Raw genomic sequence first — 16,656 nt, forward strand, 5'->3', positions numbered from 1 at the left:
TGCCCGTCCAGAGCCGTCTCCCCAGCGAATACTGGGGCCCAGTTTGCCGCATCCGTGACGCGCCGCACTGGACCCCTGCATGCGCAGGGGAAGCGGGGAAGGTGTCCCGTTGTCGACCCTATTCCAGCTTCTTCGCAACGCCTTCACGGCGCGGATCAGCGGCGCCTTCAAGGCCATTGTCGCGCACGACGATGACGTGCAGGCCGGAATTCTCGCCTTCGCGCTCATCAACATCATAGCCCATCTGGCGCAGCGCTTCGGCATCTTCCGGGCCGCCTTCGCGGTCGACTTCGACGCCAACCGTGTCACCGCGCGCGATGATGTTCGGCAGGTCGACGGCTTCCTGCGCCGTCAGGCCCCATTCCATCACGCCGACGAGCGTCTTGGCGACATAGGCGATGATCGAGTTGCCGCCCGGCGAGCCGGTGACCATGAACAGGTCGCCCTCAGGATTGAACACGAGCGTTGGCGACATCGAGCTGCGCGGACGCTTTCCGGCAGCCGGGGCGTTGGCCACAGGCTGGCCGCCAGCTGTTGGTGCGCGGGAGAAGTCGGTCAGCTGGTTGTTGAGCAGGAAGCCATGCGTCATGCGCGACGAGCCGAAGGCGGCTTCAACAGTCGCCGTCATGGAGACGGCATTGCCGTCAGTGTCGATGATGGAGATATGCGTCGTGCCCGGCTTGTGCTCGGTCTTGTCCTGGCCCCACATGCCGATCATCGGGCTGCGGCCAAGGGCAACGCCCGGATCGCCCGGCGTGGCATGCGCGTCCGGCGCAAAGGCCTCCTTGGCGCGTACTTTCAGATAGTCCGGGTTGATCAGGTCAGCCGTCGGCACGGTGACATGGTCTGCATCGGCCACATAATAGTCGCGGTCGGCATAGGCGAGGCGCTGGGCGTCGACGAAGATTTTCAGGTAATAGTCTTCCGACACTTTCACGTTCGGGCCGGGCTTCATCAGGTCATAGAGACCCATGATCTCGTTCTGCGCGATACCGCCGGAAGAGGGCGGCGGGGCGGAACAGATCTTGTAGCCGGTCGGCAGCGTGCCGCAGACGGCCGGGCGTGTCTTCACGGTGTAATCGGCGAGATCTTTCATGGTCATCACGCTGCCATAGGGCTCGGCACCAGCGGCGGCGACGATGCCTTCAGCAATCTCGCCGGTGTAGAAGGCGCTGGGGCCTTCAGCGGCGATGCGTTGCAGCGTGGCGGCATAGTCCGGGTTCTTCAGCAGGTAGCCCTCTGGAAGCGGCTTGCCATCCGGATAGAAATAGGCGGCCGTCACCGGGTTGTCGTCGAGATTGATAACCGCGCGCAGCCGCTCTGATGACAGCGCCTGCGAAAGCTTTTCACCAACTTCAAAACCATTCTCGGCAAGGCGGATAGCGGGCGCGAAATCGGCCGCCCAGTCGCCCGTGCCGGCGGCGTCATGCGCGGCCTTGTAGAGCGCGACCTGTCCCGGAACACCCACCGAATGGCCCGACTGCCAGGCTTCGATGAAATCCATCACCTTGCCGTCCTTGACGAAATAGTCCGCCGTGGCAGCCGCAGGGGCCATTTCGCGACCATCGAATACGGTGATCTCGTCCTTGGAACGGTCATAATAGACCATGAAAGCGCCGCCACCGAGGCCCGAGCTTTCCGGCTCGACGAGGCCAAGCACGGCATGGACGGCAATCGCCGCATCGATCGCGTTGCCGCCATTGCGCATCACTTCCAGCCCGGCTTCCACGGCCAGCGGGTTGGCCGCAGCCACCATCGCGCCCTTGGTCCAGCTGAGGTCGCCGGTTGGCGGGCTCAGTGATTCGGCTGTTTCCGCCGCGGTCTTGGCCGCGTCCGCAGAGGAAGTGACATTGCTTTTGGCCTGCGTACAGGCGCTCAGCGCAAGGCTGGCAATGGCAATGAGAGGCAGCCCGAGGAAACGGCTGGGCGATAGCGTGCGACGATACATGAAAAACCCTTTGCTTGGCGCAGTGTTCGGCTGACCTTAAGAGACTGGCACAGGAATGAAAAGGCAAAGGCAGATATCATGGCAAAGCCCGGAAAGAATAACCTGATCACGGATGTGGCAGGTATCAGCGTCGGGCAGGCGGAAGATGCCCGCGTGCGCACGGGCACGACCGTGATCCTGGCCGAGAAGCCCGCTGTTGCTGCCGTATGTGTTGCAGGGGGTGGCCCCGGCACGCGCGAGACGGACCTGCTGGCCGGTGGCACGCTGGTTGATGCGGTCGATGCCATCTGCCTGTCGGGCGGCAGTGCGTTCGGCCTCGCCGCTGCAGACGGCGTTGCGGCCGGCCTCAAGAAGGCGGGGCGGGGCTTCGGCCTGATCGACCTGCCGACCGTGCCCAAATCGCCCATCGTGCCGGCGGCCATCCTCTATGATCTCGCCAATGGCGGCGACAAGGACTGGGGCGATATCTCGCCCTATGCTGCACTCGGTCGCACGGCCTATGACGCCGCCGCAGACACGTTCCGGCTTGGCAGGGCAGGTGCAGGCTATGGCGCGGCAGCGGGCGCGCATCTGGGCGGCACGGGCTCAGCCAGCATCGTGACGCGGGACAAGATCACAGTCGGCGCCCTTGCGGCGGTCAATTGCTATGGCTCAGTCTACATGCCCGGCACGGACGCCTTCTGGGCGTGGCCTTACGAGATTGATGGTGAGTTTGGCGGCGTTCGCCCGCCATCCGACTTTTCCATGAATGCCGAAGACTGGGGCGCGGCCAAGCTGAACCCCAGCCTCGGCCAGAACACGACCATTGCCTGCATCGCCACCGACGCCATCCTGACGCCCGATCAGGCCAAGCGCGTCGCGCAGATGGCCCTGTCCGGTTTCTCGCGCGCCATCCGGCCTGTCTTTGCGCCCTTTGATGGTGACGCGGTGTTCGTGCTGGCCACCGGCAAGCGTGCGCTGCCGGACCCGGCGCCCGCTACGGTTGCACGCATCGGCGAACTCGCCGCGAGCACGCTGGCGCGGGCCATCGCAAGAGGGGTATACATGTCCGGGAGGTAAGGGGACGGACATGAAAAACATCACAAGATTGAGCCTTGCGCTCGGCGCGCTCACGCTCGCCACGGCCTGTGTCGTGGAAGGAAGGGACGCCGATCCAGCTGACTGGCCGGGCATGGCCTCCATGCAGTCGGTCAGCGGCAAGGAAATCTATCACGAGTGCGGCGCCACGATGATTTCCGACAGCTGGGCCATCACGGCAGCCCACTGCGTCGAGACCGCGCGCATCGAGAATGGCCGCCGCGCCATTCAATACGTGCCGGATGCGTCGGGAGACCTCGTCCGCTTCGGCCCGCTGATCCTGACCATCGGGGCAGGGGACCTGCGCAAGGTCGCAAGGGGCAGCGTGTTCCCGATCCGCGACGTCGTCGTCCATCCGGGCTACAAGCGCGGCCATGCCGAAGGGGGCAGTGACCTTGCTCTCGTGCGCATTGATGGCGTCTGGAAAGGCGCCGTCGGCAGGCTCGACGGGCTGACCGGCAGCGTCAGCGATTTCGACCCGCCCTATTCGGAGCTGATGGTCGCCGGCTATGGCAAGACGGGCGAACAGGCCACCGGCCAGGAAGCCGTCAGCCGCACCGGGCGCCATCTCAGCGCGCCCATGATGGTGCTCCAGGAGGCCTACCTCCCCAAGATTACGCCGGAGGAATGCAAGACGGACCTGGAAGGCCTGATCCAGCAATATGGCCTGCAGGACGATTATGCCGGTGTCAGCGTCTCGCCGGAGACCCAGATGTGCGCCGGCGCCAGCTATTCCGACAGCTGCCAGGGCGATAGCGGCGGCCCGCTGGTCCAGCGCGGCAATGGCGGCAACGGGCCGGTCCAGGTCGGTGTGGTCAGCTGGGGCCTCGGTTGCGGCCGCGAGGGCAGCCCGGGCGTCTATATGCGCGTCTCGGGCTATGCCGACTGGATCGCCAACACGACCGGGATCGCCCGTTCGGCAACTCCGGCGGCACTCTGACGGGCCTTGTCCGCCCCTTGTTGTGCCCTGCCAGTCGGCGTAAAATGGTTGCCTCTAGCGAGGTCAAAGCATCATGCAGAGGTTGGCATATCGCGGGTTAGTCAGGCGCGTTGCGTTGCTGACGAACGCTTGCGCCATTATCGCCACAGCTGCATCTGCGCAGATCATTGCAGGACGCGATGCCAGCGCCGATGACTGGCCGGGTATGGCCTCGCTGCAGACCGTTCTGGGCCATTCCCTGTTCCATGAGTGTGGCGCCACGATGATTTCGCCCGAATGGGCCCTTACCGCCGCCCATTGCGTTGAAGACGCGCGCATCGAGACAGGCGGGCGGGCCTATCAGTATGCGCGCGCCGACGATGGAAGCCTCGTCAGGTTTGGCGTTTTGAGTGTTGCCATCGGAGCGGCCGATTTGCGACGGCGAGGGGCCGGGACCGTATTTCCGTTGAGCGCCGTCATTGTTCACCCCGCCTACAAGCCCGAAAAGCCTGAAGCCGGCAATGATATCGCCCTGCTGCGCCTCGAAAGTCCCTGGGAAGGTCCCGTCGCCCTTGTGGACGGCCTGACGGTGGTGCCACGAGAGGATAATCTCGACGGCCCGCCTCTCGTGGTTGCCGGATATGGCCGCACGGAGGAAGACGGGCCCGGCGAGGAGGCCTTCAGCCAGACTGGCCGCCAGCTCAGCGCCCCCAAGATGCGCCTGCAGGAAGGCTACGTGCCCTTTGTCGAGACAGAGGCCTGCCGGCAACAGATCGACAGCCTCGTCGCGCGCTATGGCCTGTCTGACATATATACGGATGTCGCCATCAGTCCGGACAGCCAGATCTGCGCCGGCGCGGGCACGACGGATTCCTGTCAGGGCGATAGTGGCGGCCCGCTTGTCTATCGCGACTATGCAGACCCCCCGGTCCAGGTCGGCATTGTCAGCTGGGGCCTCGGCTGCGGACGGCCGGAAAGCCCCGGAATCTACACCCGTGTGGCGGCTTATGCAGACTGGATTTCCGGCGTTACGGGACTGCAGATCGCTGCGCCGCAGCCCTGAGTGCAGTTTTCCGTGAAAACCCGTGTCAGGCAGGCTTGCAAGCTGCGAAACCTGCCTGTATGTGTCCGCCTTCCTTATGGGGGCACCCGTAGCTCAGCTGGATAGAGCACCAGACTACGAATCTGGGGGTCGGGCGTTCGAATCGCTCCGGGTGCACCAAAGGAAACAAGGCTCTAGCGACAATTCTACTTTTTTGAATTTCGACGTGCCCACACATTGCCCACACAAATTAGTGTTCGCGCAGGCCTGATCTGGCTTCGGCGGTGTTCGTGAACGTGTTGCCTTCAATGAATGACACCAGCGTTGCGCGGCGATATCTGATCGCTCTGCCGACTTTCACGAAATGTGGTCCAAGTCCTCGTCCTCCCATCCGCCATTTAGCGAGTGTCTGAGGCTTCACGTTGAGCAGGGCGGCGGCCTCTTCCGGAGTGAAGAGCTGGTCAGGGTCGACAGGACCAGGATTGTAGTCGCGGGGGCTCACTGCCGCGTATCCTGCATCGACACAAAATCATCCTCACTGAACACCGCATCCGCCAGCGCCTCGCCGAGGAGTCTGCGCCCGGACCCCAGCCGATCTTGCACAGCCTTGCGGAACTGCGCATGTCGCTTCTTGGTGGCTGCGATAGCCGCATGGATCTGTTCATCGGTCATAGGCGGAGAGAACAGAAGCTCATACCAGGCGACGAGATCGGTCATTTCCATATGCGCCTGCTGGTCACGCTCGATGCGCGCAAGCGCACGCAAGATGTCGTCCTGGCGCCGGATCATGCCGGACTCGCGGGCATGATCGAGCGCGAGAGAGAAATACGCCTTCAGTGCCATTTCAATGACGGCCGACTGGGACTGGCCGGGTTTGGAGCCTGCGGCGACCACCTTGGAGTGAAGCTCTCCTCCGACATAGGCGATAAGGCGGTGTTTCATGATCCGCCTCGCATTCTGTGAGGAAAAAACGCTACCAACATGCCCTCAGTGTGCGGAAAGGTAACTTCATCCGTCAAGTGAGAAAATTGGGGAGAATCAGGTAGGAATCTGTAGTGTTTGCGGGTGCTTGCATCGATGTGCTCGCCGTTCGCGCTGCTTGCTCAAATTCACATCGCCTGACAGGCGAAAGCTGATCAATCAGATCGAAATCGACCGTCGCAACAGTCTCGTACGGGAGCGTTTGTGTTCCCGCGCGTGGTCGGTCCTGTCAAGGCCGCACGCCGCGAAGCGGTGGCCAGCGGCCAGCCTTGACAGGATCGACCGCGCGCAAGGAGGTTGGCTATGGCTGAAATGGCATGGTCCGCCATTCAGCCATGAAGGCACGAAGGGTGAAAGCGTCCGGACGTGGAGCCGCTGAGAGTGCACCCCGTGTGATCATCGCGACAGAGCGAGGCGTCGCGATGACGCCGGAGCTTCTCAGCCTCCAGGGCACATCGAAAATTTGGGCGATTTCCGGGGTATCGCTGGCGCGAGAGTAGAAGAAATCATATCGCGGGTGCCGGATAATTGGACTTTGGCTTCCCAACGGAAGAGCTTGAGAATCCGTTTCCTTGATGACACCGCGTTGAGAGGTTACGCCTCCATGGGCCAAGTGCAGGGGCGCCTGCGGGATCAAATTCGGCTGCCGGTTGGACGGCAAGAATTCATGTGCCGGGGACGAAAAACACCTACTATGATAACCTTGGCAACATCGTCGGACCCAAAGCGAATGAGGGTCACATTCCGATCTATGGGAATCCCAATACAGGCTATTGAGACATGAACGCCGAAAATATTATGTGGAGACTTGCTCAGCTTTCGTCGTTGCCGTTCCAGGAGCGATACGTGATCGGCGGAAGGGCTGATGAGTATGTTATCGACACCGAGCTGCTCGAAAATATCGACTGGTTGAAGTACCTAGTTCGGCGTCCTGGAGAGCGAGCACAGCTTACCAATGTGCAGCTCGCTACGCTCGAAGACCTGTTCGACTACATTGACGCACATTCTGCTGAAGCATTATCCGGCAAGTCACGACAGGATGCCGCTGCTCTAATCCGTGGTAGCGAGGTCTGGAACGAAATGCGTGCCAAGGCCGCATCTGCACTGGAAGCCTTCGGGGTCTCGGCTGATCTGACCGTCGATGAAATCGATCGAATGAGTGAATAGCAAGATAAAGAGAATGGCTCCCCCTGCTGGGTAAGCTTTGTCTGCACGTCATTTTTTAGGGAGATGGACGGCACTGGTGGCGCGACTCCGATGCCGGTCGGGCGGCAAGCGGTTGATCTGCCAGCGAGATCACGACCTCCCTGTTGGAGGCATGTCCGCGCGCGGCGCGCAGCCAGGTCGCTCCGCTCCCGCCGGACGTCGCCCGGCCGTTGCAGACAGCACGGGCGTTGTCCGCGCTGGCGCTAGGGCTTCGGCCAGCAGTGCGGGCGGTCGCTTCCCGAAGGGGCAGGTTTCAGGCGGACTTAGCGGCTGAGCCCAAGGTCGCGCCCGCGTGTCATCTGTAGACCTCGTGAGAATGACCAGGAGAGGGTTACCTGCCTCGCCCGCATGCCTTCCAGATCACGCGACCAAGGGACAAGCGTGAACTGCCTCGCATATTCGATCCGGGCTAATACCGAACCATGCCCATCGTTGACGGGCATCACTTTACCCGAAACCTCCTTGCCGGGCTGATACGGAACATAGGCCATGCCACTTTCTCCGGCATAGGCGCGGCCATAGTCATGCATGGACTGGATCTGGAGCTTCTCAATCGCCTGCGGTTCCAGTGCCCCGCTGCGGCCCGGTAGCGCGATGCCGCGCGCGACAAGCACGGCCCGGCGCTGCTTCGCCAACTCGCGCGCCTCGCCTCCAAGCCCGGAATAGCCCACCTGCTGGCTGGTCTCACCAGCCAAGTGACGATCAAGCCACGTAAGGCCTTGCGCGCTGACCTGTGCCTCCAGGCTCATCGTGTCCATTCTGAGCAGCAGTGTCGGCGAGCGTTTGGCGGTGCGAACTGCGACCTCCTCAACGCGCCGGACTAAATCCGCGCAGCCGTCAAAGCGTTCGTGTTCGCCCATCAGCACCAGTGATTGCCGGGACAGGGCAGCCAGTCGGTTGCGGATGAGCCCCAGATCCTTCTCGCTGACCGAGGGATCATGCTCGCGGTGATAGTGCGCTGAATATGTCCCGCCATAGGCGTTAGCGACGTCTTCGATAACGCGGTCCATCTCGGATGCGCCGCGTGCGCGAGGTTTGGCCTGGACAACGTCACCCGGCTCCAGTCCGGCTGTGTGGCTTGATCCAAGTTCGTAGTGATGCACCCGGCCATCGAGCCCGTCGATGATCGCATGCGAGCGGTCTGAGAGCTCGTCGTTGCGGGCGATCACCAGAAGCTTTCCCGTCACGGCGCGAGGACTTCGCTCCCGCTCGTCTGGCAGGGCTGCCACACGCTCCAGGCCAGCGACGCTGACAGCCTGTTCAACGCGCGCCGCGACCACGTCCCGGCGCTCCAGTGCAGCAAGCTTCTCAGTCAGCCCAGAATGCACCTGCCAGAGCGTGCCGCCAGCAGGTTCTGCGAGCCCATGGCCTGCAAGAAAGCGGAGACGCGCCTGATAGTGTTCCCGGTGTCGGCGAACCTGGCTCAAATCCACACGGCCAGTTTCGCCCACCTGACGGGCCAGAACCCGGTCGATCCCTGTCACCCGTCGCTCGCTGATCCCGGCCGACAGTTTTGCGTCCAGTTCCTGGGCTGTCTGCAGGCCAAGATCGCGGGTCAGGATGGCGCCTGCGCGCTCGCGCATGCCGTGGGACAGATAATCCCTTGGAATGACGAGGTCGCGGCCATCGTCCCGCTTTCCGCTCATTACGATATGCGTGTGGGGATGCTCGGTGTTGAAATGGTCAACCGCAATCCAGTCGAGCCGGGTTTCAAGATCGATTTCCATCTGACCCATGAGGTCACGGATGAAGGGTTTTAGATAATCAAGCTTCTGCCCGTCTTCGGCTGAAACGATGAACCGGAAATGATGGCGGTCATCCTTCGTGTTTTCCAGCCAGTCCTGGCCAGCAACGCCCTCGCGCTCTGCGTCGTAGAACTCGGCCCGTTCCGGGCCCTTACCGGCACCCTCTCTTTGCAGATAACTGAGATGGGCGCGTTGTGCCCCCATGCCGCCTCCGCCAAGCTTCACAAATCTCGCCTGGATGATCGCCCTTCGCCCGCCGGTAAAACCACGCGGAGACGCAGACGATGATCTTCGCCTGGCCTTTCCGTTCGCTCGCGCGCCTTTCAGGAAAGCCCGCATGCTGCCCCTGGTGCCGCCGGACCGGTTGCCGATCCGCCCGAGGCGTGGCCGGAAGTCGTCATCGCCACCGCTCATAGGGAGCCATTCCTGTAAAACGCGTCACCGCAGTGCCTATTGGTGATATGGACACGAAGGCGGCCCTTGTGTGTACAAATGGTGCCAAATCCGACTCGCGCGTAATCGCCCATGGTGACTCCCATCCAGCCAATTCCGCGACTCACGCCATCCGATGAACTGACTCGTGAAAACCCCTGATCCCCATTGCCATCCCGTGTCCTCAGGACACGGATGCTTTTATCTTGCGCTACTTCCCTCACTGACTTTACCACCGGGTCCAGAATTGAAAAGCGCGCGAAGCTCATGACGAAGACCTTGCCAGGTCAAGCGAGGCAAACACGTCCGGATCATAAGGGTCGGGCAAAAGATTGCTGGCGATCTGCGCATGCACATGACGCCAGTAGGCAGGGTGAACGTCGTGCACAACGTGCGCGTCAGAGAGCACATCAATCGCGCGCAGGGCCCGCTTGGCGCGGGTCTTTCCGAAGGCATGGAGAAGTAAATGTGCGCCCGGTTTGATACCCGGAATCCGGGTCAGTTTCTCTCCCGGATGACCAGCCTCGGCGACAACGACGCGCCAGGTTTGCGTGCCAAAGCCATCGCCGCGCCAGCGCACAAAGCCGAAAACCTGGCCCGGTTCGAAGAGATGCATTGCGCCGCGATAGGGCAGCCTGCGTGAATGGAAGCCACGGCCAAACAGGAGGCGGTCATTCGCAGATTTTCCGCGAACGGTTAGGGTAAGAGTGGTCAATGCGGTCTGTTCTGATGCGCCCGACATGGCGGTGCGGGATGCATATTTTGCGCCAAACTGAGAAGCGATCTTCACTTTAAACTAGATTTGGCCAAGGGATGGCGCCACCCGGGAAATCATCCTTGAGCAAAACAGTCAATCGATCTTACCGTATTGGGCTGGATGCCAGAGGCGCGCTTATCACAATGCCAAAGTCTGCAGATCATGCAGCGCGCTCGTGAGCAGATTGTGAGCTTCTTCATTCTCATCCGGCATCACGATAATCGCGGCGACGGCAAGCTTCAGAGCGAGACCTTGGGGTGTAGTTGAATAAACTTTTGGCAGCGAAGTGAGTAGCTCCTGCCTCTTCTCATGCAATGCGTCCAGACGCTCGTCGATTGCATCCAGTTCAGCCACCTCAGGAATAGCGGCGCACTCCTGCTCAGAAAGTTCGAGCCAGCTTCGCTCGTGGATGAGATAGTTTTCGAGCTTTTGCCAACGTCTTATCAGAGCTTCGTGTTCTGCCTCGCGAGCAAGCCAGGCTCTGCAAACGTCAACAGCTGGATCCGTCTGCGCGGGCAGATCTTTTACAATAGCGACTGCAACTGATCCCGCGATAATTTGCCGGCGTGAGAGTTCAAGAATAGCGCGTGAATCAGCATCCGCCGCGCCAAGAGGGCGTCGCGACATTGGTTTACCTTTATGGTACATGTGAGTCGTTTAGGTTCACGCAACATAGCAGTGTGATCGTTTTAAGTAAATATGATCGTAAAAAGAAAATGACAATTCTTACTTCAGCTCAGATTCGCGCAGCGCGCGCACTGCTGGATTGGACGCAGCCGAAACTGGCCGAGATGGCGAAATTGTCTGTGCCTACCGTCCGTAGGATGGAGGGTGCTCGGGGGCCTTCAGCAAGTACGGAGGCCAATGTGGACGCAGTGCGCCGGGCCCTGGAAGCCGGCGGCGTTATTTTCCTCGATCCGGAAGAAAGCAAAGATGGTGGCCCTGGAGTCCGCCTAATATTCTAAACAGCGTGAGCGCCGAGAGTTTCACGCGGGAATGTTGCACTCATTGTTAAGTGGCCTTGATGCTGTCGGCAGATGTTCTGGCTCCTATTTCAATAGGATGGGCGTTGGAATCCACCGGAATCACCAAAAAATGAACTACACGTACTTTAGGTGGGCGAAAAAGATGCCTGAGAAGCACTGCGGGGACCAATCCGTTTTAGTCGAGTGAGGCAACATTATAAGGTGCAAAGGCCTAATTCTTTTATCGGCCTGCAGAGTTCATTTCCCCGACTTATGACGGCTTACGAGCCGATTGAGCTGTCCTAGCAATGCTACTACAATTTTTTGCAGTATTCCGCATTCGGTCTGCGGAAAGTCGTTTTTTACAAGCCCTAGCGGGGGCAGTAGCTCTGATTGCCGCCATAGGAAACCATTGGAGGGGCAGGTATGCATTTGCAATTGTTTCAGCTTGCTCACTTGCGGTTTGAGTAATCTTTTCGTGGATATACCTCGTCTCGGAAGGATGCTAATTAATTTACGGGGTCAAAATCCACTTTATTTATGGGAGCGACCAATGAGCGATTGTGAATTCTGTCTGGAACTCAGTGGAGCAAGAACTGCCCGATTCCGGACTCAATATCCGAATACGTCGTCTCGCATTTTAGATGAAACGGAAGAATTCGTTGCGTTGCCTACGCTCGGGCAATTGTTTGCTGGAAGCCTTCTCGTACTACCAAAACGTCATGTGCATTCTTGTGCTACACTGCGCCCTGATGAACTAGAGCGATTTTGTTTATTTACACGGAGGCTTATGAGGCGCACGGAATCGTTTGGATATCCTGTGTTCTTCGAACATGGAGCGGCGCCCCACACGGGTGGAAGTTGTGGCATCTACCATGCGCACTTACACATAGTGCCTTTACCCGAACCTAAGCCTGTATCTGTGTTTTTTCCTGATAGCGTTAGTTCAACCGAAGAACTGAATAAGGCTTTGACCAAGCTGCGTGGTGACGACCATTATCTTCTTTTCGGCGATGCTCGAGAGGTGCACTTTGCTTCTGTAAGTGACCTTCAAAACACGCCACCGTCGCAACACTTTCGACAGCAAATAGCCCGACAATTTGACACGCAATCCCACTGGGATTGGCGTCACGCGCCTTCTAACGAGGAGAAACTATTAGAGACACTCAGCGCATGGGCTAAGTGACGTGTTTCTGGCGGCTAGCGAAATTACAGAGCACATTGCCACGGGTAGAGTGATCATTTCTCCCTACCAGCCTGACTTGGTCAGGGGAGCAAGTGTAATTCTGACCCTGGGCAATCGCTTCCGTAAATGGAAACGCGATGACAAACCGATTGATATTTTCTCTAAGGGTGCCGCAGATCCATTCCTTGAGGATCCGTTCGAGGCTTGTGAATTTGTTTTGTGTCCTGGAGATTTTGTCCTCGCCTCAACCGCGGAACGTGTTGGCCTGCCGCATGAAATTGCGGGTCAACTGAGCGCCCTGTCCCATGTGGCGCGGTTCGGTCTCTCTGTGGTGTCCGGTGCCTGCTTTGTTGGGCCGGGATTTGGCTCTTCGGCCCCAACGGCACTCACTTTGGAACTCGTAAACCACAATCCCAGTCCCCTCCGGCTTTTCGCCGGACTTCCCATAGCGCACCTTCGCTTGAGCCGCATCAGCGGCGACATTGGGCTTGCGCCGCCCAGCATCTACAATGGACAGGATCCTCTAATCGCCCCCGCTTTTTACGAAGAATGGCAGACACGGGTGCGGTCGAAACCGTGATGCTGTCTTTAGATGCATCTTGGGAGCCTGGCAGTCGCTGGCCGCCGCAGTGTTGCGTGCCAGCGTTCGTTTATGCGGCACTACGCAACGAAGGTATATCGTTTGCTGCGCCTGCAGCATTGCCCGCATTGCTCGGCGTGAAGGTAGCGCCAAACGACGAGAACCCCCTGCAGCTACCGGTAGTAGGTCATGGAGAACCAGCTGGAATAACAGCAAACAAATCGATGGTCTCGATAAACCGCCTCTTGAGTGAGATAGGGGCTCCAATCGCTTTCCGTCATCTCCCATTCAGAAAAATCCCGTTTAGCATGTACGACGATGCTCTAGAGCGGGCTCTGGGTCTAGGGCTCGTAGTGGGCGCGGGCGTCGACTATGCCAAGATGCCAAATTCGCAAACTCGTGTGCGGTCGCAGCATGTTTTTAGGGTTGTCACCTTCAAGTCCGGCAGCGTCCATCTTTTTGACGATTCAGGAGAATGTTCGCCACCAGAACTAAATTTGGGATTTGAAGATCTCACGAAGGCGATCATTGCAGCAGGCGATGGATGGTGGCTAATTGGTGAGCCTGCGTCATTGGAGCAAGTAGGCGGGCTTTAGGGTAGGAAACGGAAGAGCGAAGTATGTCACCTGGATACTCACCCGAACTCATGTCAGAGCTCGATAAGAACGCATTGCTCAAAGGCGTCAAAGACGCCTTTGAGCATGAGCTGGCGTCTGTTTGGAAAGCCGCATCTGAACGCCAAGTGGATGCTGGGGGTCCTATTGCTTGGGAAGATGTAGCCGTGTGTGTTTTGCCGCTCGACAGAATTGGTGCACCGAAAGGTGCAAGCGGCGCCCGAGTATTTGTTGTATATATGAGCGACACGAGGTCGAATCTGGATGATGAAAGACTGCCAATTTCAAGACCGCTCGTTATTAAGCTCGGTCCTCATGACGATCTGAGCACCGAGATGGAGGTCAAAAAAAGTTGGCCTGAGCTTGACGACAATTTTGAAGCTCGATTTGCGAAGCCTTTCCGTCTTGTTCAATGCGATGAGGGTACCTCAGTGCTAATCGCGCCTTTTCGATCAAACTATCAGAGCCTGCCCAACGGAACTGAAACTGAAGTCAAGCTTACGGATCTCTGGGGTAATCTACATCATGCATGCGAGCAATTATCCGCCTCAGGAAGCGAACAGGATACGCACTGGGATAAATGCGGCTCTCTTGTTCACAATTGTATCGAGACAATGCACGAGGTTCACAAAAACCATTTTTCGAGTCCGAAACGTCAGACGGTCGAGGTTGGTTCCGCGTTCAAACGGTATCTTCGTAAAGTCTGTGATGAAGATGGGCGGCGCCACATCGCTCGCAGAGTCTTTGGCAATGATGCGCGGGTCAGCGCATTTGGTCGCGACTGGAGCAATCCGATCATGGTGGCCGACCGACTTATTGCTGAGGGTAAAAAGACCACTTTGGCAGTAGGGCCAGTTCATGGCGACTTGCACCCGAAAAATATAGTTCTAGGAAGACAAGGTGCAGTGAATATTATTGATTTTGGTTGGGCCAGTAAATCCGCGCCCGTAGCTCTCGACTATGCCTTGCTGGATATCAATTTACGTAGCATCACACTGCCCTCCCAGATGTCACAAAGCGACATATCAGCATTCGGCACATTTATTCATCCGACACAAAATGTTGCGAGCTTGCCTGAGATTATTCGTCCGCGTGCGTCGATCATCGCCCGTGAGCTCTGGGGCTCTTATCAAACTAATGCGAAAGTGGAAGATTGGGACGCAGAATATATGACGCCGCTATTCTTGATCGCCTTAGGTTTGTTGGCTCATCTTGATGATGCTCGCAACCAGCCCGCACTTCTGGCCACAATTTTCGCTCTTGCAGACCACCTAGATGGAAACGAGGTCACGAGCTGATGGCAAGCATCACACTTCAAGATATTGGCGAAATGAAGCTGATACAGGATGTTATCCTTCCGCTAGCCCGCCGCTATGACCCAACAACTGCTGTTGGGGATGATTGTACCTTTATCCCTACTGCTGGCGTTCATCTTGCGGTCACGGCTGATGCTGGCCCCGCTCCCTTGATTATGCGCCTGCCTGGACACGAATCTGACTATGAATCAGCTGGATGGCTCGCAGCTGTAGCTACCATCAGTGACGTCGCTTCGGCAGGAGCCCAGCCCCTTTTTCTGACGAACTGTATTGATGCACCGCCGGACTTAGAAGTTTCGCATTTTCAGTCCTATCTTGAGGGATACTTCAGGGCGTCGGCTGAATTCGGCTTTCGAAATGGAGGCGGAGACGTGCGTCAAGGTCACACGCTGGCGATGCGCGTCTTCGGTGTGGGAAGCTGTGAACAGCCCGTTCCTCTCGGTCGAGGCCGTGCACAGCCTGGTGACAGACTTGTCGGCATTGGCTCGATGGGAGAAGTGATGGCTTCCTTTGTCACGGTTCTGGAGGATAACGACGTGCCTCAGGAGCGAATGCGGCAACTTCGTTTTCCGAGACCACAAATTCGGGAGATGGCAATCCTTAGTCGAGAGGGTTGCCTGACTGCAGCATCAGACACATCGGACGGGTTTCTGGGGGCCGTTCAGAATATAATGGTTGCTTCTCAGTGTGGGTTTTCTTTCACACTCAACACTGGCGCAATTAGCAACGCAGTTCAGACTGCAGCAGAAATATGCAACGTTAGTCCTTGGAATATCTATTTTTGTTGGGGAGACTGGTCCGTAGCAGCGACCGTTTCTGCATCTCTATTTCCGCAATTCGAGCAGACCTGCGCAAAGAATCAAATTACGTGGGTAGAGTTGGGTGTAGTTAACGCTGAACGGGGTCGGGCCACCGCCGTTTTGGATGGCCGAGATTCTTGTGAATTGCGCCTTTTGAGGAACGAAAATTTCCGTAGCCTTGGGTATAATTCGAGCGTCAAAAATCACATCGAACACATGCTGAAAACCAACATTTTTATCTAACCTCTAGGATTACAGTAACTCATGACTCAAGCTCAACCTCCTCGACTTGAAACCAGCATGCCACTGATCATGGCAGCGGCGAGTTCCGGATTGCCAAGTTTTTGCCAGAAAACAGGCTTCCACTTCTGTGACGCTGAGGAAATTGTGGATTCCATCCAGACGGCCGGTCTTTGGGTTGGGCCTCGGCCCATTCTTGAGGGCGATTCCAATTTTCGACAGACTATTCCTTATATAGTTTTGAGATATGGAGACAAGATTGTTCAATATACGCGCACCGCATCCGGCGGCGAAGGACGCTTGCATGGCCGAACTTCAATCGGACTAGGTGGGCATATAGATTTAGACGACATCGTATCGATAAATAGTCAGATTGATTTGCCTAATACTTTGGCCAACGCTGCAGCGCGCGAATTGGAAGAAGAGTTGGGGATAACCGAGTTTCAGGAACAACGTTGGATTGGCCTGCTTGTCGATAACGAGTCTGCTGTTGGTCGTGTCCATATCGGAGTTGTCGGGCTCTGGACACTGCGGGAATTGCCGTCTGGTGCTTCTGAAGATGCCATAGGCAATGTCGAACTATGCTCATTAGATCGACTACTGGCTTCAAAGGATGTGATGGAAACCTGGTCTCTCATGCTGCTTCCGGAAATCGAGTCGCAGTTGCTCAAGCAACCGTCAAGAACGCGGGCGGCCTAGAATTGCGCCCTCTCTAGTACAGATCAATCAGAGCGCGTGTCGTATCAGGCCGTCGCTGTGATATACTTTAACGCTCTGTAGGCACGGCCAATTCCAGTGTTTGACAGCCGATAGCGATGTGGCCTGCCCCACAGGGGTGATCCACCAGA

At 58.0% G+C, this 16,656-nt stretch carries 15 protein-coding genes, 1 tRNA gene and 1 pseudogene; 11 read left to right on the top strand and 6 right to left on the bottom strand.

Features of this window, described 5'->3' with window-relative positions; all coding sequences use genetic code 11:
• Positions 1–118: 118 nt before the first annotated feature.
• Positions 119–1,948 carry a gamma-glutamyltransferase gene (gene ggt / locus HOC_RS10705; RefSeq protein ID WP_051624766.1) on the bottom strand — a complete coding sequence of 610 codons (1,830 nt, stop codon included), beginning with the start codon at positions 1,946–1,948 and terminating at the stop codon, positions 119–121.
• Positions 1,949–2,026: 78 nt separating this feature from the next.
• Here ggt and HOC_RS10710 point away from each other — a divergent pair, with 78 nt between their 5' ends.
• From HOC_RS10710 to HOC_RS10725, 4 genes are all read left to right on the top strand, one after another.
• Entirely contained in the window at positions 2,027–3,007 is a 981-nt protein-coding gene (locus tag HOC_RS10710) for a P1 family peptidase (protein ID WP_035538339.1), read from the top strand.
• 10 nt (positions 3,008–3,017) lie between these two features.
• The gene (locus HOC_RS10715; RefSeq protein ID WP_035538341.1) at positions 3,018–3,965 is read left to right on the top strand and encodes a serine protease; all 948 of its coding nucleotides are present in this window, start codon (positions 3,018–3,020) and stop codon (positions 3,963–3,965) included.
• A 115-nt stretch (positions 3,966–4,080) separates the two neighbouring features.
• Positions 4,081–5,007 (top strand): S1 family serine peptidase, encoded by a 927-nt coding sequence (locus HOC_RS21220; protein ID WP_051624768.1) that lies wholly within the window; start codon positions 4,081–4,083, stop codon positions 5,005–5,007.
• Positions 5,008–5,089: 82 nt separating this feature from the next.
• Positions 5,090–5,166: transfer RNA gene (locus HOC_RS10725), tRNA-Arg, on the top strand.
• Between the two features lie 70 nt (positions 5,167–5,236).
• Here the strand turns inward: HOC_RS10725 and HOC_RS10730 are convergent.
• Positions 5,237–5,488 carry a helix-turn-helix domain-containing protein gene (locus tag HOC_RS10730; protein ID WP_035538343.1) on the bottom strand — a complete coding sequence of 84 codons (252 nt, stop codon included), beginning with the start codon at positions 5,486–5,488 and terminating at the stop codon, positions 5,237–5,239.
• The gene (locus tag HOC_RS10735) at positions 5,485–5,928 is read right to left on the bottom strand and encodes a hypothetical protein (RefSeq protein WP_035538345.1); all 444 of its coding nucleotides are present in this window, start codon (positions 5,926–5,928) and stop codon (positions 5,485–5,487) included. The genes HOC_RS10730 and HOC_RS10735 overlap by 4 nt, the downstream gene beginning before the upstream one ends.
• A gap of 639 nt (positions 5,929–6,567) precedes the next feature.
• Between HOC_RS10735 and HOC_RS22950 the strand changes: the two are divergent.
• Positions 6,568–6,744 (top strand): annotated as a pseudogene (locus tag HOC_RS22950) (hypothetical protein); the annotation flags it as partial.
• Positions 6,745–6,747: 3 nt separating this feature from the next.
• Positions 6,748–7,134, top strand: a complete 387-nt coding sequence (locus HOC_RS10740) for a hypothetical protein (RefSeq protein ID WP_035538347.1) — start codon at positions 6,748–6,750, stop codon at positions 7,132–7,134.
• A gap of 302 nt (positions 7,135–7,436) precedes the next feature.
• On the opposite strand, the gene HOC_RS10745 is transcribed toward HOC_RS10740, so the two are convergent.
• The 3 genes from HOC_RS10745 to HOC_RS10755 form a co-directional block, all read right to left on the bottom strand.
• Positions 7,437–9,332 (bottom strand): DUF3363 domain-containing protein, encoded by a 1,896-nt coding sequence (locus HOC_RS10745; protein ID WP_084146260.1) that lies wholly within the window; start codon positions 9,330–9,332, stop codon positions 7,437–7,439.
• A 283-nt stretch (positions 9,333–9,615) separates the two neighbouring features.
• A complete protein-coding gene (locus HOC_RS21225) occupies positions 9,616–10,065 on the bottom strand; it encodes a DUF2840 domain-containing protein (RefSeq protein WP_162174829.1) in 450 nt (149 codons plus the stop codon).
• Between the two features lie 180 nt (positions 10,066–10,245).
• Positions 10,246–10,755, bottom strand: a complete 510-nt coding sequence (locus HOC_RS10755; RefSeq protein ID WP_156950461.1) for a hypothetical protein — start codon at positions 10,753–10,755, stop codon at positions 10,246–10,248.
• A gap of 1,504 nt (positions 10,756–12,259) precedes the next feature.
• Here HOC_RS10755 and HOC_RS21230 point away from each other — a divergent pair.
• Genes HOC_RS21230 through HOC_RS10785 form a run of 5 tightly spaced genes read left to right on the top strand, consistent with a single transcriptional unit; the run spans position 12,260 to position 16,507 of the window.
• Entirely contained in the window at positions 12,260–12,838 is a 579-nt protein-coding gene (locus HOC_RS21230; RefSeq protein WP_051624771.1) for a dCTP deaminase, read from the top strand.
• Positions 12,808–13,434, top strand: a complete 627-nt coding sequence (locus HOC_RS22175; protein WP_156950462.1) for a hypothetical protein — start codon at positions 12,808–12,810, stop codon at positions 13,432–13,434. The genes HOC_RS21230 and HOC_RS22175 overlap by 31 nt, the downstream gene beginning before the upstream one ends.
• A gap of 50 nt (positions 13,435–13,484) precedes the next feature.
• On the top strand, positions 13,485–14,750 hold the full coding sequence (locus HOC_RS10775) for a phosphotransferase family protein (RefSeq protein WP_035538354.1): 1,266 nt from the start codon (positions 13,485–13,487) through the stop codon (positions 14,748–14,750).
• A complete protein-coding gene (locus HOC_RS10780) occupies positions 14,750–15,811 on the top strand; it encodes a thiamine-phosphate kinase (protein ID WP_035538355.1) in 1,062 nt (353 codons plus the stop codon). Before HOC_RS10775 ends, HOC_RS10780 begins: the two co-directional genes overlap by 1 nt.
• A gap of 57 nt (positions 15,812–15,868) precedes the next feature.
• The gene (locus HOC_RS10785) at positions 15,869–16,507 is read left to right on the top strand and encodes a hypothetical protein (RefSeq protein ID WP_035538357.1); all 639 of its coding nucleotides are present in this window, start codon (positions 15,869–15,871) and stop codon (positions 16,505–16,507) included.
• Positions 16,508–16,656: the final 149 nt, after the last annotated feature.

It is taken from the genome of Hyphomonas oceanitis SCH89 (genome assembly GCF_000685295.1).
In the GTDB taxonomy this organism is placed as follows: Bacteria; Pseudomonadota; Alphaproteobacteria; order Caulobacterales; family Hyphomonadaceae; genus Hyphomonas; species Hyphomonas oceanitis.

Coding starts and splice junctions, on each gene's coding strand:
- HOC_RS10785 (WP_035538357.1), top strand. CDS start 15,869: ATGCCACTGATCATGGCAGCGGCGAGTTCCGGATTGCCAAGTTTTTGC.
- HOC_RS22175 (WP_156950462.1), top strand. CDS start 12,808: ATGGCAGACACGGGTGCGGTCGAAACCGTGATGCTGTCTTTAGATGCA.
- HOC_RS10775 (WP_035538354.1), top strand. CDS start 13,485: ATGTCAGAGCTCGATAAGAACGCATTGCTCAAAGGCGTCAAAGACGCC.
- ggt (WP_051624766.1), bottom strand. CDS start 1,948: ATGTATCGTCGCACGCTATCGCCCAGCCGTTTCCTCGGGCTGCCTCTC.
- HOC_RS10715 (WP_035538341.1), top strand. CDS start 3,018: ATGAAAAACATCACAAGATTGAGCCTTGCGCTCGGCGCGCTCACGCTC.
- HOC_RS10710 (WP_035538339.1), top strand. CDS start 2,027: ATGGCAAAGCCCGGAAAGAATAACCTGATCACGGATGTGGCAGGTATC.
- HOC_RS10745 (WP_084146260.1), bottom strand. CDS start 9,332: ATGAGCGGTGGCGATGACGACTTCCGGCCACGCCTCGGGCGGATCGGC.
- HOC_RS10755 (WP_156950461.1), bottom strand. CDS start 10,755: ATGTACCATAAAGGTAAACCAATGTCGCGACGCCCTCTTGGCGCGGCG.
- HOC_RS10735 (WP_035538345.1), bottom strand. CDS start 5,928: ATGAAACACCGCCTTATCGCCTATGTCGGAGGAGAGCTTCACTCCAAG.
- HOC_RS10780 (WP_035538355.1), top strand. CDS start 14,750: ATGGCAAGCATCACACTTCAAGATATTGGCGAAATGAAGCTGATACAG.
- HOC_RS10740 (WP_035538347.1), top strand. CDS start 6,748: ATGAACGCCGAAAATATTATGTGGAGACTTGCTCAGCTTTCGTCGTTG.